The organism is Mesorhizobium sp. CA16 (assembly GCF_020165175.1).
In the GTDB taxonomy this organism is placed as follows: Bacteria; Pseudomonadota; Alphaproteobacteria; order Rhizobiales; family Rhizobiaceae; genus Mesorhizobium.
The window spans coordinates 196,862-216,341 of record NZ_JAIUHP010000005.1; the positions used below are offsets into that span (position 1 = coordinate 196,862).

A 19,480-nucleotide genomic window follows, 5' to 3' on the forward strand; every position below is an offset into this window, starting at 1 on the left:
CTCAACCCACCTTCGCCATCTGCATCAATGTCACGCGGCTCTGCAGCCGGCGCTGCGCCTGGTCGACAACGACGGCGACGATAATGACGAGACCCTTGATCACCATCTGCCAAAACGAGCTCACCCCCATCATCACCAGCCCATCGGAAAGGATGCCGATGACGAAGGCGCCGACGATGGTGCCGCCGATCGTGCCGCGGCCGCCCGACATCGAGGTGCCGCCAAGCACCGCCGCCGCAATGGCGTTGAGCTCGAAGCTTTCGCCCGTGGCCGGATGCGAGGCCATCAGCTCGGACGAGATGATGAGGCCGACGATCGCCGCGCAGAGGCCGGAGAACATGTAGACGAACATCTTCACCATATTGACCCGCACCCCCGAGATCCGCGCGGCGCGCTCGTTGCCGCCGACCGCGAAGATGTGGCGGCCGAGCGGCGTATAGCGGGCGAGATAGGCCGCTCCCAGCGCCACCACTACCAGTATCCAGATCGAGACCGGCAGGCCGAACAGTTTGCCGGCGCCGAGATAACCGAAGCCGGTGGTGCCGAGCTCCGGCTTGCCGACGAGGTTGGGGAAGGTACGGCCGTCCGACGACAAGAGCGCCAGTCCGCGCGCGACATAGAGCGTGCCGAGCGTGGCGATGAAGGGCGCGACGTTGAGCCTGGTGATCAGTAGCCCGTTGACGGCGCCGATCAGGATGCCGACGCCAAGCGTGATCAGCGCGATCTCGATGACGTTGAAATAGACGGTGTAGCCGATCTGCAAGTCGATGCCGTTGAGCACCAGATAGCCGGCAACCATGCCGCACAGGCCGACGATCGAGCCGACCGACAGGTCGATGCCGCCAGTGATGATGACAAAGGTCATGCCCATGGCGAGGAAAGCATTGAGCGCCACGTGCTTGGCCATCAGGATGAGGTTGCCCGCCGAGAGGAAATTCGGCGCCGCGATCGAGAAGAACACCAGCACGGCGATCAGGGCGATGAAGGTCCGGAGCTTCATCAGCGTCAAAAGCATGGAGCCGCTCGACACGGATGGCGCGGCAGCCTTGGCTGGGATGTCGGTCATCGGGTTTGCTCTCCGTGTACGGGGCCATGGCCAAGCGCTGATGCGGCGACGATCGCCGCTTCCGTCGCCTCGGCGCGGTTGAACATTCCCGTCAATTTTCCGTTGCTCATCACCGCGATGCGGTCGGACAATGCCATCACCTCGTCGAGGTCCGAAGTGGCGAAGAGGATTCCCAGGCCGTCGCGCGAAAGCTTGCGCATCGTGCGGAAGACATCGGCCTTGGCGCCTACATCGATGCCGCGGCTGGGCTCGTCCATCAAAAGCACTTTCGGTCCGGTGAGCAGCGCCTTGCCGATCACAACCTTCTGCTGGTTGCCGCCGGACAGTGATGACACCTCCTGCGCCGGGTCGGCCACCTTGATCGCCAGCTCGCGCACCATCTGCGTGACAGCCTGCTTCTCGGCGCCGCCGCGAATGTGGAACAGGCTGACGAAGCGCGACAGGCTGGCCAAGGTTAGGTTGCTGGCGACGGACAGGATCGACACCAGGCCCTCGCGCTGACGATCTTCCGGGATCAGCGCCAGGCCGCGCCGGATGCGCCGCGTCGTGTCGCGCTCCTTGACCGGCTTGCCGTCGATGAAGATCCTGCCGCTGGCTTGGCCGTGGCGACCCATGATGCAGTCGAACAGTTCGCTGCGCCCGGCGCCCATCAGGCCGTAGATGCCTAGGATCTCGCCGGCGCGCAGCGACAGGGAGACATGGTCGACCGCCAATCCGCCGGTGACGCGCGGCAGGCAGATCTCCTCGGCGCGGAAGATCTCCTCGCCCGGCTGATGACCATCGGCCTTGGCGAAATCCTTGGCGTCGGAGCCAATCATCTGCCGCACGATCCACTGCGTGTCGACGTTCTTCATCTCCTCCTGGCCGGTGATGCGGCCGTCGCGCAGCACGGTGATGTAGTCGCCAATGCGGATCAGCTCTTCCAGCCGGTGCGAGATGTAGACGATGGCGACTCCGCGCGCCTTGAGATCGGCGATCACCTTGAACAGGATCTCGACCTCGGCCGCACTCAGCGCCGAGGTCGGCTCGTCCATGATCAGGACGCGCGCGTCGAGCGAAACCGCCTTGGCGATCTCGACCAGCTGCTGCTGGCCGATGCGCAGATCCTCGACCGGCATGTCCGGCCGGATGCCGGCTTCGAGTTGTTCGAGGAACTCGGCAGCGCGCCGCTCCTGCGCCTTATGGTCGATCTTGCGGAAGCAGTTGGTCAGCTCGCGGGTGGCGAAGATATTCTCGGCGACTGTGAGGTTGCCGAACAGGTTCAGTTCCTGGAACACCATGCCGATGCCGCGGCCGACTGCATCTCCCGAGGACGAGAACGAAACCTCGTTGCCGTCGAGCAGGATTCGGCCGGCGGTTGGCCGTTCAACGCCGGCGATGATCTTCATCAGCGTCGACTTGCCGGCGCCGTTCTCGCCGACCAGCACGTTGACGGCGCCCTTGCGCACCTCGAAATTGGCGTGCTTGACCGCCACGGTGCCGGCATAGACCTTGGAGATGTCTTCCAGCTTGAGTATGACGTCGTGATCGGAGCTCATGGCTTCGGCCCGATCTCGGCCTCCGCCGGCGTCACCAGCGGCAGGTTCTGGCTGCTTTCGATCGTGTAGGCGCCGAGCACCTTCGCGGTCCGGCCCTCGAGTTTATCACGCGGCAGCTTGGACAGCACGGTCTTGTCGGCATGGGCATTGAAGGCCTTGCCGAACTGGGCGAAGTCGATCTGGTTGGTGAAGTCGTTGAACTGCACGAAGTCCAGGCTGTCGCGAAGTGCGGTGCCGCGCATCGCCGGCCCGATCTGCACACGCGCATCCGCTTTGCCGTCGCCATCGACGTCGACATCGATGGTCGCCGCGCGCGATTGCGTGTTGGCGGCGACGATCTTGCCTTCGACCCGAACCGCGAAAGTCCATGGCGAATTCGCCTGCTTCTTCGCATTGCCGTATCTGGCGCCGGCGGCGACTTGATCGGTCTTGGCCAGCGCATGGACCTCTGCGAACGGTCCTGCCTTCTGCTGCAAATAGGGAATGACCTTCGAGACCCAGATGTCCTCGACCATCTTGTCGGGATTGAAGGCCGTACTGTTGGCGCTATCGCCGCCTTGCGCCGACAGTGTCGGCAGGATCTTGCAGGCGCTAATGCTGAGACCAACGAGCGCGGCAACGGTCAGCCCAAGGGTGAGCCAGGTCAACTTGTTCGGCATGGCGTTCGAAAGACACCCGGATAGTGAAAATGGAGGCGAGGGGCGAACGCGTTCGTCCCTCGCAGCTTCTATCGGGCCGGCTCAGTTCTTGAGCGCGAAGGTCTCCAGCTTGGGAGCATTGTCGCCGTTGATCAGCACGCAGTCCATCAGCTGCTTTTCCTTCTCCGGCGACTTCTTGTTCTTGATGAAGTCGCTGGCCTGCTCGACGGCCATCTGCGCCTGGGCGTAGGCCGGCTGCAGCACCGTCGCCTTGATGCCGCCTGACGTGATAGAATCGCGCACATCGTTCGAGCCGTCGAAGCCGACGACGATGACGTCCTTGCGGCCGGCTGCGGCCAACGCCGCATAGGCGCCCATCGCCATCGTGTCGTTGCCGGAGATCACGCCCTTGATGTCCGGGTTGGCCTGCAGGATGGACTCCATCTTGGAATAGGCCTCGGTCTGGCTCCAGTTGGCCGACTGCTGCGCGACCTTCTTCAGGTCCGGATAGTCGTCGATCACGTCGTGATAGCCCTTGGAGCGGATGCCGGCATTGGTGTCGGACTCCTTGCCGACCAGTTCGACATAATTGCCCTTCTCGCCCATCAGCTTGACGAATTCCTGCGCGCCGAGCTGGGCGCCCTGGTAGTTGTTGGAGACGATCTGCGCCACGGCGACGCCGGTGGCGTTGATCTCGCGGTCGATGAGAAAGGAGGGGATGCCGGCGTCCTTGGCTTTCTGCACGGCCGCGACAGTGGCGTCGGCGCCAGCATTGTCGAGGATGATCGCCTTGGCGCCGCGACCGATCGCCGTGTCGATCAGCTCCGACTGCTTGTTGGCATCGTCGTCATGCACCAGCACCAGCGTATCGTAGCCGAGCTCCTTGGCCTTGGCCTCGGCGCCGATGGCTTCCGCCTTGAAGAAAGGATTGTCGTGCGAAGGCGTGATGATGGCGATCAGGTCCGCCGCATAGGCAGGCATCGCGGTGCCGAGTGCGAGCACGCCGGCGAAAGCCGCAAGCGTCATTCTGCGATTGAGTTTCATAAAGTCCTCCCGTTGAAAAACCTGCCCCGGACGGCCGAGGCGATTGTCTGCGTCTGAATTAGTTAGGCAGTGCGGGCCGCGCCGCTCGGATTTTGAAAGTCTTTGCCGGCTTTCATCCGAACCTTGTCTCGCTGCTCTCCCCGCCGCCCGTCACTCCTTCGTGGTCGGATTTCCCAAAAATCCGAGCCAGGGCAGCTAAAGCTAGCTGGTATGATGAGTCAACCACTAATTCAGGTGATCTGTACCTAACCTCGACTTCGCATCAGGTTATGCGCTGGATGCTGGCTGCGATCTCTTCCGGTTCGAAGACCCGCTTCCAGTCGTCGCGCATGAGCACCGGCTTGCCGAATTCGATAGCCTTGTTGCAGGCGTCCGAGAACACACCCTTGGTTTCACCGAAGATGACGGCGCCGAGCACGTTCATGTGGCCAAGCAGGAAGTCGAGCGCCGCCTGCCTGTCGACGCCGCGCGCCACCACCTCGTCGACGGCTTCTTTCATGACGACGAGCAGCGAAGCACATACCGTCTCCGACAGACCAGGCTCCAGTAGCGCCATTTGCTCAACGGTCAAGCGATGCGAGCGCATCACCGGCGCCCAGATGATCCGAGCGATCTCCTCGCCCTTGGCATAGTCCTGCTCCGGACCCTGCATCAGGGCGCTGACGAAGTGCTGCTTGGCCTTGACGCCGCCGAAGAAGTCCTTCTTGGCCGCCATGTCGGTTTCGTCATTGAAGATCGGCGGATGGCAGGGATGGGTGACGAAATAGGTGAGGTCGGAGCGCTTCGGCAGATGGCCGGCAAAAGGCGCTGCCGCATCGAGCACGATCACCATCGTTCCCGGGACGAGTTTGCTCTCGATGCCGGCCGAGACCCTGCCGATATGCGTGTCGGGAACCGCCAGGATCACCACGTCGGCACCCTTGAGCGCTTCATCGACGCCGACCGTGTCGATGCCGAGCCCGGTCTTCAGGCGCTCCTTGCCCGGCTCGCTGATCTCGACATGGCGGATGGTGTAGGGCGAGCCGCGAAAATTGGTCGACAGGCGATAGCCCATTTTGCCGCCGGCACCCAATAGCGCAATCGTTGTCATCAATCTGCTCCTGACGTTCAGACGAGGGGCCGCGCCAATCGTCATCTCGCATACTGGTATGATCACTCTACCAGAGTTTGGCAAGAGGAATTGTCTATGACTTGTCTGTCATCTCGGCTGGACCGTCGCCGCCGGCACTTTCGTCGTCGCCTCCGGGTCCTTGTCGCCGTCCGCGAGGTCGGCGGGCGTGCGCCGTGCCATTGCCTGGCGCCCGGCCAGCGCAAGCACGAAGATAACGACGATGCCTTGCACGATGTCTTGCGCGCCCGGAGGCAGACCGATGATCTGCATGGTGGTGACGATGAGGATGAGCAGGATGCTGGCGAAGAGCGTCCCTAAAGCCGTCGCCGATCCGCCGAAGATCAGCGTTCCGCCTAGCACCACCGCGGCAATCGACTGCAGCAGATAGGGCTGGCCCATCTCCAGGAAGGCGCCGCCGATATAGGCTCCGAGCAACAGACCGTCGAGCGATGCCAGCACCGAGGAGATGACGAAGGCCGATGCGACCACCGGACCGTTGCTGATGCCTGCGAGCCGGGCCGCGGCGCGGTTCTGGCCGACCGCTGACAGCAGTTGCCCGAACACCGTGTAGCGCAAAACGAAGGAGGTTGCGGCGACGCCGAGAATGGCGATGACGGCCATGATCGGCACGCCGGAGATACGGCCAGTCGCCAGTTGCTTCAGTGCCGGGCTGACCGCGAAACCCGGGATCGCCTTGTTCGATAAGAGCGTTGCGGTCGCCAACACATAGCCGGTCGCCAGCGTCGCGATGATCGCCGGAATGCCGAGCCCGACGACAAGCAGCGAATTGAGCGCCCCGACGGCCAGGCCGAGCAGGATCGCGGCGATGACGCCGATGGCCAGGTTGGCATCCTGTCCCTTGATGGTGAGCAACGCGACGAAGGCGCTGAGCGTGATTACCGAAGCGACGGAGAGATCGACGTTGCCGCGCCCGGTGGTCACCACGAACATCTGGCCGATGCCGACGATCGTCAGGAAAGATGCCGACAAAATGACTCCGGACAAGCTGGACAGGCTGAAGCGGTTGGTGACCACGGAGAGCACCAGCCACAACACAAGCACGCCGATCGCCGCCCAGATCCAGCGGTTCCGCTGCGCCCAGATGCCGAAGCTGGCAAATGCGTTCATGACTCGCTCCGGCGGTCTGCGGTCAGGCTGCGCAAGGTGAGCAGCGCGATCAGGATCAACCCTTGCGTGGCGGCGTTGTAGTCGCTGCTGACGCTGAGGGTGCCCAGAAGTGCGCCGATCAGCGAGAGCGTCACCGCGCCGGCGACGGCGCCGACCGGCGAAATGATGCCGCCGAGGAGCGAGCAGCCGCCCATCACCACCGCGGCGACGCTGAGCAGCGTGAAGGAATTGCCGGAGTTGATGTCGCTCGCCGTGTTGATGGCCGTCAGCGACAGGCCGGCAGCGCCCGCGAACAGACCGGCGATGAGATAGCGCACCAGTGCATAGCGGGTCGGCGACCATCCTGAGCGGATCATCGCAGCCGGGTTGTTACCGAAGCCACGCAGCACCACACCGAGCGGCAACCGGTCAATGGCGAGCACGATCAGTGCCACGGTTGCGATCATGATGATCGACGTCGGCATGAAGCCGATCGACCAGCCGAAGAGGGTGATCAGCCAGTCCGGGCTTGCGCCGCCGGGTGTCGGCTGCAGCGCGTAGCCGATGCCGACCCAGATGAAGGATGCGCCCAGCGTGACGACGATGGCCGGGATCTTGCGCGCCTGGATAACGCCGCCAAGGCCGGCATAGGCGGCGAGCGCGGCCACCAGCGCCAGCGTGCCGAGCCATGGCTGGTCGTAGAGCAGTGTGGCGCTGAGCACGCTGACCAGGCCGGCGAAGGCGCCGACGCCGAGGTCGATCTCGCTGCCCCCGACGATGAACATCTGCGCCGCCGTCACCAGCACCAGCGACAGCGCCGGCATCAAGAGAAGATCGAGCCCGAAAGTCGAGGCGACAGCCGGATTGATCGCGATCATGATGGCAAGCACGGCGGCAAGCCCGATGAACGGCGCGGCATTGACCAGTTTGCGCCCGAGTCCCGCCATGACGGTCCGCTTGCTGGGGGTATTGGATTGGCCGGCCGCCGGTTGCGCGAAGGAGGCACCGACGATGGCTTGCTCGGTAATAGCCTCGCCCGCCAGCTCGCTGACGATACGGCCGCCGGAAAAGACCAGCACGCGGTCGCAGGCAAGCAGTTCCGCATCCTCGGTCGTATGCCAGATCAGCGCTCTGCCGCCACGCGCGACTTCGTTGCAGAGCCGATAGAAATCCTGTTTGGTGGCTATGTCGACGCCGCGTGTCGGATCGTCGAGCAGGATGATCGGCGTGTCAGCGACCAGCGCCCGCGCCACCAGTGCCTTCTGCTGGTTGCCGCCGCTGAGCTCGGTGATGTTGGACTGAAAGCGCGTGTCGTCGAGCCGCAGCTTGCTGGCGGCGCCTTTCGCCGTATCGCTGTTGGCGCGCTCGGAAACGACGCCCAGCGCCGACCGGCGGGCAAGCGCGCCAATGCTGATGTTGCTGAGCACGCTCCACAGCGGGAACACGCCTTCCTTCTGCCGGTCACCGGCGATGAAGCCTGCCTCGGCATACCTGGCGACGGTCGCCTGCTGTTTCCGGTCGGGCTTGAAGATCGCGTGCAGCAGATCCTTCTGGCCGCTGCCCTCGAGCCCGGCCAACCCGACGATCTCGCCGCGCACGATGTCGAGGTCGCGGCCGAGCTCCGACGTCAGCGCTCCCGAGAGCCGCACCAGCACGTCCTGCGAGGATGCCGCGGCGACGCTGTGCTGATGGATCGGATTGGCGTCGCCACCCATCAACTGCACCAGCTTGCCGATCGAGGCATTCGAGGCGTGGCCCTGCCAGGCCATGCGGCCGTTGCGCAGCACCACGACTTCGGTGGCGATGTCGATGATCTCCTGCAGCTTGTGGCTGATGAAGATGAAGGCGAGTCCGGCCTTTGCGCGTCCGCGGACAAAGGCTCTCAGCTGCTTCGAGCGGTCGAGGTCGAGAGAAGAGGTCGGCTCGTCGAGCACGATCAGCGTGACGCTGGGCGTCGCCGCGGCGCGTGCGATCTCGACCATCTGACGTTCGGCAATGGTGAGATGGCCGACCTCGGTATCGGCGTCGATGCCGTTGCCCGGGAAGACGGCGTCGAGCGCCGCGCGGGCGCGGGTTCGGTACAACGCCCGCCAGCCCGGCCGGCTTGCCGAGTCGCCAGGGGTCTCCAGGAAGAAATTCTCGGCGACAGACAGGTTGGCGCATAGCGACAGCTCCTGATGCACCATGCGGATGCCACGGCGCTGCGCTTCGCCAGTGTTGTAGGCTGCGAAAGGAACCTCTTCGCCGGCAAAGGAAATCGCGCCTAGCGTCGGCCACATCGCGCCGCACAGAATGCGCATCAGCGTCGACTTGCCGGCACCGTTGCCGCCGACGAGCCCGATCACGTCGCCGGCCCGCACAGACAGGTCGATCCCCGCATTGGCCAGCGTCGGCCCAAAACTCTTGGTGATCCCGCTCAGCGAAACGACGCTCGGTCCAGCAGGGGCGGCAGCGGTGCCCTGTACGGCAACGGCGATGTGGGACATTCGTCCTCCGGTTTTGCGCGGACAACGATCGGGCGCGGCCGTGCGGCAGCGCCCGATCCCGAACTGCCTGGCTTATTTGCTGAGCAGGTTCTGCTTGACCCAGTCCAGCGAGTAGCTCGGGCTGATGATCTGCCCGCCCGGCAGCTTTGCATAGTCCTTCAAGTTGCTCGCATCGACCGTCGCCACCGGCATGATCATCAGCTTGGGCGCATTGGCGCCCTTAAGCAGCGACAGCCCGAGCCAGAAAGCGGCGCCGCCGATGCCAGGCGTGGTGTTCATCGAAACCGTTTGGTAGCCGTTCTTGGCGTTCTCCTCGGCCCACCATTTGACGAAGTCGGTGCCGCCGCCGCCTTCGATGATCGGCATCTTGTCCTTGTAGTCGCCGCCATACTGGACGAAGGCCTGGGCGATGCCGACATCGTCGCTGCCGCCTTGGCCGAGCACGGCGTCGACATGCGGCAGCGAGGGCAGCACATTGGCGATGGCCGCCTGCGCAACCGAAGCGGTCGCCTGGCCGTAGACCGTGGCTACCACCTGGATGTCCGGATACTTGGCCAGCACCGACTGTTGCGCATTGAACATGTCGTTGTCGGGCGCCGAGCCCTTCACACCGCGCACCTGGATGACATTGCCCTTACCGCCGAGCATCTTAAATACGGCTTCGGCCTGGGCCGCCTTGTAGCCCTTGAAGTCGAAATTGAGCTGGTAGTTGCACGGCGCCGATGCGACGGAATCGAAGGAGATCACGATGATCCCGGCTTTGCAGGCCTTCTCGATCACGCCGTTGACGGCGGTCTCCGAGGCCGCGTCGACGGCGAGCACGTCAACCTTCTTGAGGATTAGTTCGGCGATCTGGCTGTTCTGCTGCGCGACCGAGCCGTCGCCGTTCATGACGATGTAGTCGGCGATTTGCCCGGCGGCCTTGGCTTCCTTGGCGGAGGCTTCGAACGCCTCCACCATCTGGTGCCGCCAGGTGTTGCCATAATAGGCGTTGGCCAGCGCGATGACCGGCGCGTCCTGCGACGCCATTGCCGGTAGAACCGAAACACTCGCCAGCGCGGCGGCAAATGCCGCCACAGTTGCAAACTTCATGGATATCTCCTCCCAAAAAAACCGCCCAACCCGGTCGGTCGTCTGTCATTTCCCTTACAGCGTCTCTTCCGAAGATGCCATACCATCTACATGTTATACCAGCATACCAAATAGGCAAGCCGGTAGCGGAACTTGTTCGCTTCCGATCGTCGGGAACGAAATGGGCCTGTCGGTTAAGTCTGTCCTCAGTCTGCGGGCCGGCTTCGGTGCCGGCCCTGCGGCATCCTGCGCGCCGGTTTGTGGCTCCACGCAAGCTGGACATTAGGTCATCATATATGTAATGTCAATTGACCGGCAGGGCTTGTTTGCCCGTGCGACTCGCTGTCGATATGCCAACAAGGATTACGGAGGGGCGGATGGAACCGGTCCAGAAGAAGAAGCTGTATGTCGAGGTGCTCGACCGGCTGTTGGCCGCGATCTCGACATCGGAGTTTCCGCCCGGTTCGCAATTGCCGTCGGAGAAGGAACTGATGACGATGATTGGCGTGGGCCGGCCGTCGATCCGCGAAGCGATGCAGTCGCTGCAGCAGATGGGCCTTATCAGGATTTCGCATGGCGAACGCGCACGCGTAATCAATCCGACGCCCGAGGTGATTGTCGACCAGGTCTCAGCGGCGATGGTCATGATGCTGGCGACGAACTCCCGCGGGCTCGAAGAACTGAAAGAAGTCAGGCTCTTGCTGGAAACCGGTCTGGTCAGGATCGCGACACGGCGCGCCACGGCCAAGGGCCTGGAGCGACTTGCCGAGACCTTGCGCCATTTGCGCGAGGCAAAGACCGATCAGGCGCGATTTGTGACCGCAGACATGGAGTTTCACGCCGTCATCGCGGAGATGAGCGGGAATTCGATGATCGCAGCTGTGGCCAAGGGAATGCTCGAGTGGCTTTCCCGGTTCAAGCGGGATCTCGTCGCCATGAAGGGCGCCGAACGCCTCACAGTCGAGGAGCATGAACGAATATACAAGGCGATTGCCAGCGGCGATGCGGAAGGCGCGAGCGCCGCTATGGCTGAACACATTGGCCGCGCCAATGAACTCTATTCGAAGTTGGCCGGCGGTGCCGGCGGCTAAATTGCGCGCTTCTGAAAACTTTTTTTGCCACCCAAAACTCATGTGATGACATAATGTCATTTTGGTGCTAACGCTCCCTCCATGAGTGATGTCACAGCTGGAATAGCCGCATCGAATGGTCGTCTCTGCGCCACCTATTTGATCGAAACCCGCTATCCGTTAGAGGTCGCCGCAACCGCAATGGCCGGCGAACAATCCAGCGGGACCTTCCGTGCCGTTCCGGGAGAGACACCGGAGCTGCTGAGGAGATTTGGAGCGCGCGTCGAATTCATCGACGATGTCGTGGAAGTCGAGAATGAGGCCTTGCCATTTTCGCGGTCTCCGAAAACCCTGAAGGCCGGCAAGCCGCTCCGGGCAAAGGTCGGACTCTCCTGGAATATCGAGAATACGGGGACCGTCCTTGCCTCGGTTTGGTCGACAGTTCTCGGCAACTTGTTCGAGCTGCATCATTTCTCGGCCATGCGGCTGCTGGACGTTACCTTTCCGGATCTTTTTACGGACGCTTACTCCGGGCCGGCTTTCGCCGTGGAGGGAACGCGTCGGCTGACCGGCGTGGAAGGGCGCCCCTTGATCGGCACGATCATCAAGCCGAGCGTCGGTCTCACGCCGGAAGAGACGGCTGCCCTTGCCGATACGTTGATTGCCGCCGGTGTCGATTTCATCAAGGACGACGAATTGATGGGAGATCCTCCGCATTCGCCATTCGAGCAGCGGTTCGAAGCGGTGATGGCGGTTATAGACAGACATGCCGACAGAACCGGTCGCAAGGTTATGTACGCGGCCAACATTTCGGGAGATGTCGACGCCATGCGGCGTCGGTTGGATATGATCGGTCGGCGCGGCGGGACCTGCGCCATGCTCGTCTTGAATTCCGTCGGTCTGTCGGGCGTCATCGACGTTCGCCGACATTCAGCTGTCCCTCTTCACGGGCATCGCGCAGGCTGGGGCCTTTTCAGCCGTTCTGTCGATATCGGCATGAGCTATCTCGCCTATCAGAAATTCTGGCGGCTGGCCGGGATCGACCACATGCACGTCAACGGGCTGTCCAACAAATTCTGCGAGCAGGATGCGTCGGTGATGGCCTCGGCCCATGCCTGTCTCACGCCGATGTTTGGGCGCGCGGACCGTCCCGACATGGTCATGCCGGTATTTTCGTCCGGACAGACTGCGGTGCAAGCGGCCGACACCTTTGGCAGGCTCGGCTCGAACGATTTCATCTATTGCTGCGGCGGCGGCATCATGGCGCATCCGGGTGGGCCGGCTGCAGGCGTGCGAAGCCTGCATGATGCTTTCGACGCCGCTGCCGCAGGCATTCCGGCACGCGACTATGCCGCCAACCATCCGGAACTCGAGGTCGCGCTGCAGGCGTTCGGCTGAATCTGCGCCATCCGGGCGCCATCAACGTGAAAATGGGAGAGAAGAAATGAGGACATCCGTAGCGGTGCTTGGAGCCGGAGGGAAGATGGGCTTCCGCGTGACCCGCAAGCTGGTGGACGCGGGCTACGATGTCCGCGCCGTGGAAGTCGGCGAGGCAGGCCGCAAGCGGCTGGCCGACGCCAACCTCAGCGCCGTCGCCATGGAGGAAGGCATTCCCGGCGCCAAAGTCCTAGTGATGGCTTTGCCTGACAACATCATCGGCCAGGTGATGCGGCAGATATCGCCGATGTTGGCCAAAGGCACTATGATCCTCATTCTGGACGCCGCGGCACCCTACGCCGGCGATCTTCCCGGGGATCGGCCAGACCTGTCCTACTTCATCGGCCACCCCTGCCATCCGCCTTTGTTCAATGACGAGACGGAGTGGGCGGCGCGTCGCGATTATCACGGCGGCATCGCCAGGCAGTCCATCGTCTGCGCCCTGATGCAAGGCCCGGAGGAGCACTACGCGCTTGGCGAAGAGGTGTGCAAAACGATGTGGTCGCCGATCATCGAAAGCCACCGGGTCACGGTCGAGCAACTGGCGATACTCGAGCCGGGCCTGTCCGAGATGGTTGCGATGCCCTTCGTCGACACGATGGTCGAGGCTGTGGAGGAATGCGAGCGTAGATATGGCATTCCCAGACAAGCCGCTCTTGACTTCCTCATCGGCCATCTGAATGTCGAGATAGCCATGTGGTTCGGCTTCTCTCCCAAAGTGCCCTCGGACGCCGCGCTGCGCCTGATGCGCTTCGCAAAAGGCGTCGTGGTCCGCGACGATTGGCGCGAGGCCCTCTCTCCAGCCAAGGTGAAGGAAGCCTCCGAACTGATCGTCTACGGCAAAGGAGCCTGAGCGCTGCCTCCGATGCCCAGGACCATATCGGTATCGACTGCGCTCTTTGACGGCTATTCGATGGAACTGGCCATCGGGGAAATCGCGCTGGCCGGCGCCATCCATGTCGAGCCGGCCTTCATTCGCGGTTATGTCGATTTCGAAGAGGGCATGTTCACCACCACGAACGCCTCAAGGCTGAGGGCGACGGCGGAAGCTGCCGGGCTTGGGATCAAGGCCGTATCGGCTCATCTCGACCTTTCGGGGCCGGATGCGGTGGATGCCTTGTCGCGGCGCATCGCCTTTGCTGCCGGTTTAGGCGCATCCTCCCTGATTACCAATGCCGGGCCGATGACAAAAAGGGCGGGCATACGAAAGGCGATCGATGCCGTTCTGCCGAGGCTGGAGCAATCCGGTGTCGCTCTTGCGCTCGAGAACCCTGGACATGGCAGGGGCGATTTACTTGGCAATGCTCGGATGTGAGCAAGCTTCGTACGCGACATCGGATCGCGCCTAGTCCGCCTCAATCACGACGCCGGAAACGTCTTCACCTATAGCCATGAGGCAACGCAGCCCGCAGAAGATATCGCGACAGCCATCGACACGATTGGTCATGCACATCTCAAGGACGTTGTCAGCCGCGACGCAGGATGGACGTTCTGTGCTCTCGGCGAGGGCGCTGTCGATTACCTGAAATATTGGCGGATGCTCCCTCCGGCGCTTCCAGTCAGCATCGAAATGCCATTGCGATTGGAGCGCCCTCAGCGCCGCGACCCGCAACGGCGAAAGACCCCTGTCGATATCCCGACTATTCGGGCCACGCTGCAGCGCTCACTGCGTTTCGTGAATTCGCTGGAGGCCGCCAGGAACAGCGCTGTGTGAGCCGCGACGGTTTTGTCCAGGCGATGTTGGTCCAGCCGTGCCGAATGGCTGCTATCGCATTTACGAGGCCAGAAGCTGTCGGTCTTCTTGCGGTCCCAGACTCCAACCGAGTAAGTACGTAGGCGTTCCTCCCGTGGCCAATCATGCCCGAAGGAGAAACGAAATGGGACATTCCCTTTATGACCCCACCGCTCACGATCGCCGCGCATGGAACGCGGGCAAGAAGGCCGGAACGAAACGCCCGCTGAAACTCGACAGATATGGGCGATGCGCTTCTTTCTCGATCGGGAGCGGCGCAGACCACCTGCTTTCCATCTGTCGAAATGAGCGGCGATGGTTTGAATCTGGCTGTGATTGAAACCGTCCTAACCGGGCCGATCAAACCGGTCGCGCAACATGCTCCAAGGCAGCAGCATGTTGGGCGCGTAGCGCAGCAAGCCGTGAAGGGGGATCGGCGCCGGCGGCGCAAATGGCAACGGCAGGTCGCGCCCTTCTGTCCCGGCGGCCCACTCGGCGAGCACCCTGCCCATGGCCGTGGTCATGGCGATGCCGCGTCCATTGCAGGCACGGGCCGCCATCAGACCTGGGCCGAGGTCGATCAGATGCGGCAGGAAATCCGGCTCCACGGCGGCGATCCCCGACCAGCTATACTCAAGCGGTGGCAAGTCGGGCAGTTCCAGCCGTCTCGCCAGTCGCCGCCAGATTGTCCGCGGCACGCGCCTGTCGGCGCCCGCGCTTACCACATGCATGCCGCCGCTGATGAGCCGGTTCTGGGCATCGAAGCGGAAGGTGAGAAGATTGCGTCTGGTGTCGGAGAAACCCTGGTCTCCAGGCAGCAAGCGCTGGCGCGCCTTCGACGGCAGCGGCGCCGTCGCGATCTGGAACACCTTCAGCGGAAAATAGGTCCGCTGCAATGTCGGATTAAGCGCGCCGCCATAGGCGTTGGTGGCGATCAGCACCTTGCCGGCACGCAGCGAGCCGGACGGAGTCGTCAACGTCCAGCCGTCGGACAATCGGTCGATCGATGTGACACGCGAGTGCTCGAAAATCCGTGCGCCGGCGTTCTCGGCCGCATCGGCCAGTCCGCGCGCGAAATGGACCGGATTGAGCACGCCGCCTGAGCGGTCCATCCAGCCGCCGGCATAGCCTCGCGCGCCGGTCAACGCTTCGGTCTGGTGGCTGTCCAGTATCACCGCCGGCCGGCCGCGCTCCGCCCATTGCCTAGCGCGGGATTGGATTCTCTCGAGAGCAGCCGATGAGTGCGCCGCTTGTATCCAGCCGTTCTGGACGGCGTCGCAGGCGATGCTATGCCGCGCGATCAGGTTGAACACGAGGTCGGCGCTGCCCGCGGCGACCCCGATCAGCCGCTCGCCGCGCTCGGCACCGAGATGCGCCAGGATCGCGTCCGGATCCATTTTGGCGAAGTTTGGCACGATGAAGCCAGCGTTGCGGCCTGTGGCGCCCCAGGCGATGATCTCTGCTTCGAGCACAGCCACCGAAAGGCCTTTGCTGGCGCCATGCAGTGCGGTCGACAGGCCGGCAAAGCCGCCGCCGACGACGGCAAGATCGACATCGAGGTGATCTTCCAGCGCGGGTCGGAGGCAGTGGTGGCGGCCGACCGCGTGCCACAGGGAAAGCGCTTCGTGCCGCGCCATTGCGTTCAGGATCCACTTTCGCTGGCTGTGGCTTTCGTCCGCTTGCCGAAACGCGCCCGACGTGGCCGCTCACCAAATACGCCGTTCGGCCGAACCAACAGGATAACGCATAGCATAACGCCGATGGCGACGATTTGCAGTGATGCGGCTCGCGCCTGTTGTTCCGGTGCGAAGAGCACGCTCGTGAGCGCGCCTGAACCCGCCCATATCGCCCAGACCAGTACGCTGCCTGCAACGGCGCCGGCGTTACTCCCAGAGCCGCCGACGATCAGCATTACCCAGACCTGGAAGGTGAGGATCGACAGGTAATTGTCGGGAGCGATGAAGCCGATGAAATGCGCCTGAAGTGCGCCGGCCAGCGCCATGATAGCGCCGCCGACGGCGAAGGCCTGGACGCGGTAGAAGCGCGCGCTCTTGCCGAGCGAAATCGCCGCTCGTTCGTCCTCCCGCAGCGCCTTGAGCACACGGCCCCATGGGCTGCGTGACAGATGCTCCAAGGCCAGATAGGCGATCAGCGTGACAGCCGAGACGACAGCAAGGTTCGACAGATTGAACAGCAGCGGAGTTTCGGCGAGGCTGCCGAAGGGACGCGGGATGAAACCGATGCCGAACGGCCCGCCGGTCAGCTTCTGCGCGTTGAGTGCGACCAGTTGCACGACCACCGCGACACCGAACGTGGTGATCGCTAGATAGTCGGACCGCAGACGCAGCGTCGCTATGCCGGTAAGGGCTGCGGCAACGCCGCCCACCACCATGGCGCCGGCCCAGCCGGCAAGGATCGGCAGGCCGAAACCGCCGAGGCGCGCGGGGTCGTCCGGTGTCGTCAGCAGCGCCGATGTGTAGGCGCCGATGGCGACGAAACCGGCGAGGCCGACATTGAACAGGCCCGTCAGCCCCCATTGCAAATTGAGCCCCAGCGTGACCAGCGAGAAGATCAGTGCAGTGCTCAGGAAGAAGGCGCCATAGCCGATGAGATCGATCATCTTTCCCCAACTCCGAAAAGGCCGATCGGCCGCACGAACAGCACCGCCATCAGGATGATGAAGGAGACGGCGGCGCGCCATTCGGCACCGATCAACTGCACCGCGCCGGCTTCGGCGAGCCCGATGATCAGGCCGCCGAGTACCGCGCCCGGGATGCTGCCGATGCCGCCAAGAATGGCGGCGGCGAACATCGGCAGCAGCATGTCGAAGCCCATGAACGGTCGGATCTGCACCAGAATGCCAATCATCACGCCGGCCACGCAGGCAAGCGAGCCGCCGACGATCCAGGTGACGCGCACCACCTTGGCGACGTCGATGCCGACAATGCGGGCCAGCGCCGCGTTCTGGCTTAGCGCCTGCATCGAGCGGCCGGTCTGCGTGCGCGTCATCAGCAGATGCACGCCGAGCACAAGCACGGCGGTCAGCAGCAGCAAGGCGATCTGGTCAGGCGTGATGCGGATGCCGAAGCCGATCGGCATGGCGATCTGGATCGCGCGGCTGAAATAGGTCGGCCGTGAGGTGAAGGTGAACTCCAACAGGCTGCGCAGCGCCATGGAGGCGCCGAAGCTCGCCATCACGACGATGATTGCCTGGCCTTGCGAGCGCAGCCGCGAGAACAGCACCTTGTCGAGCAGCAGCGCCAGCAGGGCAGTGAACGCCATGCCGACGACCAGGGCGACGAGCAGCGACCAGCCGAAGGACAGTGGCCCGATCGGCGCCACCTTGCCGAAGGTCGCGCCGATGGCGCTGACCACGGCCAGCGTCGCATAGGTTCCCCAGGCCATGAAGTCGCCATGGGCGAAGTTGGAGAAACGCAGGATAGAATAGGTGAGCGTCACGCCGATGGCGCCGAGGCCGATCATGGAGCCGGTCAGCAATCCGTCGACGATGAATTGCAGGCTCATGCCGCGCCTCCCTTGTGATGCTGGGGGCGCTGGCCGAGATAGAGTTCGGCGACGACCGGATCGCTCCACAATTCGAAGGCGACGCCCTCATGCCGGTCCTTGCCCTCGACCAGGACATAAGCGCGGTCGCCGATGGCAAGCGCTGCCTTGGCGTTCTGCTCGACCAACAGAACGGTGACGCCGGATCTGCGGATGCCGGCCAGCATCTCGAACACGACCGACACGAATTTTGGCGACAAGCCGGCCGACGGCTCGTCCAGCACCAGTACCTTGGGGTGGACGATCAGCGCCCTCGCGACGGCGAGCATCTGCCGTTGCCCGCCGGACAGATTGCCGGCGGCGGTGCGGCGCTGGCGGACGAGGTCGGGGAAGGCGGCATACATCTCCTCGATGCGGGCGGGGATTTCCCGCCGCTCGAGGATGCCGCAGGCTACTTTGAGATTGTCCTCGACCGACATCAGCGGAAAGATGTTTTCGGTCTGCGGCACGAAGGCAAGGCCAAGCCGCACCATGGTGTGGGCGGGTGCTGCGGTGATGTTCTTCCCGTCCAGGAAAACCGTGCCGCCGGTAATCGGGACGAGGCCGGCGATCGCCTTGATGAACGTGGACTTGCCGGCGCCGTTGGGGCCGAGGACGACGACGATCTCACCCTTGCCGACCGTGATCGAAGCGCCGCGCACGATCGGCATGCCGGGTTCATAGCCGGCTTCGAGATTGCGGACATCGAGGACGGTCACGCTCATGCGGCGCCTCCCAGATAGGCTTCGATGACGCGCGGATCGCGGGCGACTGCTTCCGCCGTGCCCTCGCTGAGCAACTGACCGCTCGCCATTACCAGGACGCGGTGGCAGAGCCGCGCCACCATGTCGATATTGTGTTCGATCAGCAGGAAGGTGATGCCTCGCGCATTGATGTCGTGGATCCGATCGATGATGACCTCCAGGAGCGTCGCGTTGACGCCAGCCGCCGGTTCATCGAGCAGGATGATCGCCGGGTCGGCCATCATGACACGGGCGAGTTCGAGCAGCTTGCGCTGGCCGCCGGACAGCACGCGCGCCGGCTCATACGCGAGGTGGGTGAGGGCGACGAGCTCCAGCAGTTCGAGCGCCTTTGTCCGGGCGGCTCTTTCCTGCGCCGCCACTCGCCAAGGCGTGACGAAGTTGGCGAGCAGCCTTTCACCGGTCTGCCCCTGCGCTGCCAGCATGATGTTTTCGATCAGCGTCAGGTTGGGCAGCGGTCGTGGAATCTGAAAAGTGCGGCCGAGCCCTCGACCGATGCGCAGGTGAGCGGCTTCACCGGAGATGCGCGTGCCGTTGAGAAAGATATCGCCGCTGTTCGGCAATATGCTGCCGGCCAGCAGATCGAACATGGTCGTCTTGCCGGCACCGTTCGGTCCAATCAGGCCAAGGATTTCTCCGGCTTTGACATCGAAGGAGACATCGTTGACGGCGACGAGACCGCCGAACCGCCTGACGACGTTCCTTGCCGTCAGGACCGGCGCACGGCTCTCCCGCCCCTGCCGTCTGGTTGCCTCGCTCATAAAACCCTCTGGCCGAAGACGCGCGTTGTCGCCTTCCCATTTTGATTTGTGATCACACTTGCTTTGATCACGCTATTCGGCTTTAATTTCCTCCGCAAGCCGAAAACCGGGCCCA

Annotated in this window: 17 protein-coding genes; 4 read left to right on the forward strand and 13 right to left on the reverse strand. The window is 63.4% G+C overall.

The window, feature by feature from the left end; translation table 11 throughout:
• Nucleotide 1 precedes the first annotated feature (1 nt).
• From LB525_RS10195 to LB525_RS10230, 8 genes are all read right to left on the reverse strand, one after another.
• Complete coding sequence (locus LB525_RS10195) at nucleotides 2–1,066, reverse strand: ABC transporter permease (protein ID WP_224528597.1); 1,065 nt, start codon at nucleotides 1,064–1,066, stop codon at nucleotides 2–4.
• Nucleotides 1,063–2,604, reverse strand: a complete 1,542-nt coding sequence (locus tag LB525_RS10200) for a sugar ABC transporter ATP-binding protein (RefSeq protein ID WP_224528595.1) — start codon at nucleotides 2,602–2,604, stop codon at nucleotides 1,063–1,065. Before LB525_RS10200 ends, LB525_RS10195 begins: the two co-directional genes overlap by 4 nt.
• A complete protein-coding gene (locus LB525_RS10205) occupies nucleotides 2,601–3,263 on the reverse strand; it encodes a DUF2291 family protein (protein ID WP_224544496.1) in 663 nt (220 codons plus the stop codon). The genes LB525_RS10200 and LB525_RS10205 overlap by 4 nt, the downstream gene beginning before the upstream one ends.
• Before the next feature lie 81 nt (nucleotides 3,264–3,344).
• Complete coding sequence (locus LB525_RS10210) at nucleotides 3,345–4,286, reverse strand: D-ribose ABC transporter substrate-binding protein (RefSeq protein ID WP_224528588.1); 942 nt, start codon at nucleotides 4,284–4,286, stop codon at nucleotides 3,345–3,347.
• A 262-nt stretch (nucleotides 4,287–4,548) separates the two neighbouring features.
• Complete coding sequence (locus LB525_RS10215; protein ID WP_224544497.1) at nucleotides 4,549–5,376, reverse strand: phosphogluconate dehydrogenase C-terminal domain-containing protein; 828 nt, start codon at nucleotides 5,374–5,376, stop codon at nucleotides 4,549–4,551.
• Nucleotides 5,377–5,484: 108 nt separating this feature from the next.
• Nucleotides 5,485–6,525: an ABC transporter permease gene (locus tag LB525_RS10220; RefSeq protein ID WP_224544498.1), complete on the reverse strand. Its 1,041-nt coding sequence runs from the start codon at nucleotides 6,523–6,525 to the stop codon at nucleotides 5,485–5,487.
• Complete coding sequence (locus LB525_RS10225; protein ID WP_224528580.1) at nucleotides 6,522–8,990, reverse strand: ATP-binding cassette domain-containing protein; 2,469 nt, start codon at nucleotides 8,988–8,990, stop codon at nucleotides 6,522–6,524. Before LB525_RS10225 ends, LB525_RS10220 begins: the two co-directional genes overlap by 4 nt.
• A 72-nt stretch (nucleotides 8,991–9,062) precedes the next feature.
• Complete coding sequence (locus LB525_RS10230) at nucleotides 9,063–10,082, reverse strand: ABC transporter substrate-binding protein (protein ID WP_224544499.1); 1,020 nt, start codon at nucleotides 10,080–10,082, stop codon at nucleotides 9,063–9,065.
• Between the two features lie 287 nt (nucleotides 10,083–10,369).
• Between LB525_RS10230 and nanR the strand changes: the two genes are divergently transcribed.
• The 4 genes from nanR (at nucleotide 10,370) to LB525_RS10250 (ending at nucleotide 13,883) form a co-directional block, all read left to right on the forward strand.
• Nucleotides 10,370–11,152: a transcriptional regulator NanR gene (gene nanR, locus LB525_RS10235; protein WP_224528574.1), complete on the forward strand. Its 783-nt coding sequence runs from the start codon at nucleotides 10,370–10,372 to the stop codon at nucleotides 11,150–11,152.
• Nucleotides 11,153–11,233: 81 nt separating this feature from the next.
• Entirely contained in the window at nucleotides 11,234–12,529 is a 1,296-nt protein-coding gene (locus LB525_RS10240; protein ID WP_224544500.1) for a ribulose-bisphosphate carboxylase large subunit family protein, read from the forward strand.
• Between the two features lie 46 nt (nucleotides 12,530–12,575).
• Nucleotides 12,576–13,421 carry a phosphogluconate dehydrogenase C-terminal domain-containing protein gene (locus tag LB525_RS10245; RefSeq protein ID WP_224544501.1) on the forward strand — a complete coding sequence of 282 codons (846 nt, stop codon included), beginning with the start codon at nucleotides 12,576–12,578 and terminating at the stop codon, nucleotides 13,419–13,421.
• A gap of 12 nt (nucleotides 13,422–13,433) precedes the next feature.
• Nucleotides 13,434–13,883 (forward strand): sugar phosphate isomerase/epimerase family protein, encoded by a 450-nt coding sequence (locus LB525_RS10250; protein ID WP_224544502.1) that lies wholly within the window; start codon nucleotides 13,434–13,436, stop codon nucleotides 13,881–13,883.
• Nucleotides 13,884–14,647: 764 nt separating this feature from the next.
• On the opposite strand, the gene LB525_RS10255 is transcribed toward LB525_RS10250, so the two are convergent.
• The 5 genes from LB525_RS10255 to LB525_RS10275 are packed head-to-tail and all read right to left on the reverse strand — an operon-like array spanning nucleotide 14,648 to nucleotide 19,365.
• A complete protein-coding gene (locus LB525_RS10255) occupies nucleotides 14,648–15,937 on the reverse strand; it encodes an NAD(P)/FAD-dependent oxidoreductase (protein ID WP_224528561.1) in 1,290 nt (429 codons plus the stop codon).
• Between the two features lie 5 nt (nucleotides 15,938–15,942).
• Complete coding sequence (locus LB525_RS10260) at nucleotides 15,943–16,920, reverse strand: branched-chain amino acid ABC transporter permease (RefSeq protein WP_224528556.1); 978 nt, start codon at nucleotides 16,918–16,920, stop codon at nucleotides 15,943–15,945.
• The gene (locus LB525_RS10265; RefSeq protein WP_224528553.1) at nucleotides 16,917–17,825 is read right to left on the reverse strand and encodes a branched-chain amino acid ABC transporter permease; all 909 of its coding nucleotides are present in this window, start codon (nucleotides 17,823–17,825) and stop codon (nucleotides 16,917–16,919) included. The genes LB525_RS10260 and LB525_RS10265 overlap by 4 nt, the downstream gene beginning before the upstream one ends.
• Nucleotides 17,822–18,568 carry an ABC transporter ATP-binding protein gene (locus tag LB525_RS10270; RefSeq protein ID WP_224544503.1) on the reverse strand — a complete coding sequence of 249 codons (747 nt, stop codon included), beginning with the start codon at nucleotides 18,566–18,568 and terminating at the stop codon, nucleotides 17,822–17,824. The genes LB525_RS10265 and LB525_RS10270 overlap by 4 nt, the downstream gene beginning before the upstream one ends.
• Nucleotides 18,565–19,365, reverse strand: a complete 801-nt coding sequence (locus tag LB525_RS10275) for an ABC transporter ATP-binding protein (RefSeq protein WP_140721376.1) — start codon at nucleotides 19,363–19,365, stop codon at nucleotides 18,565–18,567. The genes LB525_RS10270 and LB525_RS10275 overlap by 4 nt, the downstream gene beginning before the upstream one ends.
• Nucleotides 19,366–19,480: the final 115 nt, after the last annotated feature.

Coding starts and splice junctions, on each gene's coding strand:
- LB525_RS10205 (WP_224544496.1), bottom strand. CDS start 3,263: ATGCCGAACAAGTTGACCTGGCTCACCCTTGGGCTGACCGTTGCCGCG.
- LB525_RS10250 (WP_224544502.1), top strand. CDS start 13,434: ATGCCCAGGACCATATCGGTATCGACTGCGCTCTTTGACGGCTATTCG.
- LB525_RS10240 (WP_224544500.1), top strand. CDS start 11,234: ATGAGTGATGTCACAGCTGGAATAGCCGCATCGAATGGTCGTCTCTGC.
- LB525_RS10200 (WP_224528595.1), bottom strand. CDS start 2,604: ATGAGCTCCGATCACGACGTCATACTCAAGCTGGAAGACATCTCCAAG.
- LB525_RS10225 (WP_224528580.1), bottom strand. CDS start 8,990: ATGTCCCACATCGCCGTTGCCGTACAGGGCACCGCTGCCGCCCCTGCT.
- LB525_RS10230 (WP_224544499.1), bottom strand. CDS start 10,082: ATGAAGTTTGCAACTGTGGCGGCATTTGCCGCCGCGCTGGCGAGTGTT.
- LB525_RS10220 (WP_224544498.1), bottom strand. CDS start 6,525: ATGAACGCATTTGCCAGCTTCGGCATCTGGGCGCAGCGGAACCGCTGG.
- LB525_RS10245 (WP_224544501.1), top strand. CDS start 12,576: ATGAGGACATCCGTAGCGGTGCTTGGAGCCGGAGGGAAGATGGGCTTC.
- LB525_RS10255 (WP_224528561.1), bottom strand. CDS start 15,937: ATGGCGCGGCACGAAGCGCTTTCCCTGTGGCACGCGGTCGGCCGCCAC.
- LB525_RS10210 (WP_224528588.1), bottom strand. CDS start 4,286: ATGAAACTCAATCGCAGAATGACGCTTGCGGCTTTCGCCGGCGTGCTC.
- LB525_RS10195 (WP_224528597.1), bottom strand. CDS start 1,066: ATGACCGACATCCCAGCCAAGGCTGCCGCGCCATCCGTGTCGAGCGGC.
- LB525_RS10275 (WP_140721376.1), bottom strand. CDS start 19,365: ATGAGCGAGGCAACCAGACGGCAGGGGCGGGAGAGCCGTGCGCCGGTC.
- LB525_RS10215 (WP_224544497.1), bottom strand. CDS start 5,376: ATGACAACGATTGCGCTATTGGGTGCCGGCGGCAAAATGGGCTATCGC.
- LB525_RS10270 (WP_224544503.1), bottom strand. CDS start 18,568: ATGAGCGTGACCGTCCTCGATGTCCGCAATCTCGAAGCCGGCTATGAA.
- LB525_RS10265 (WP_224528553.1), bottom strand. CDS start 17,825: ATGAGCCTGCAATTCATCGTCGACGGATTGCTGACCGGCTCCATGATC.
- LB525_RS10260 (WP_224528556.1), bottom strand. CDS start 16,920: ATGATCGATCTCATCGGCTATGGCGCCTTCTTCCTGAGCACTGCACTG.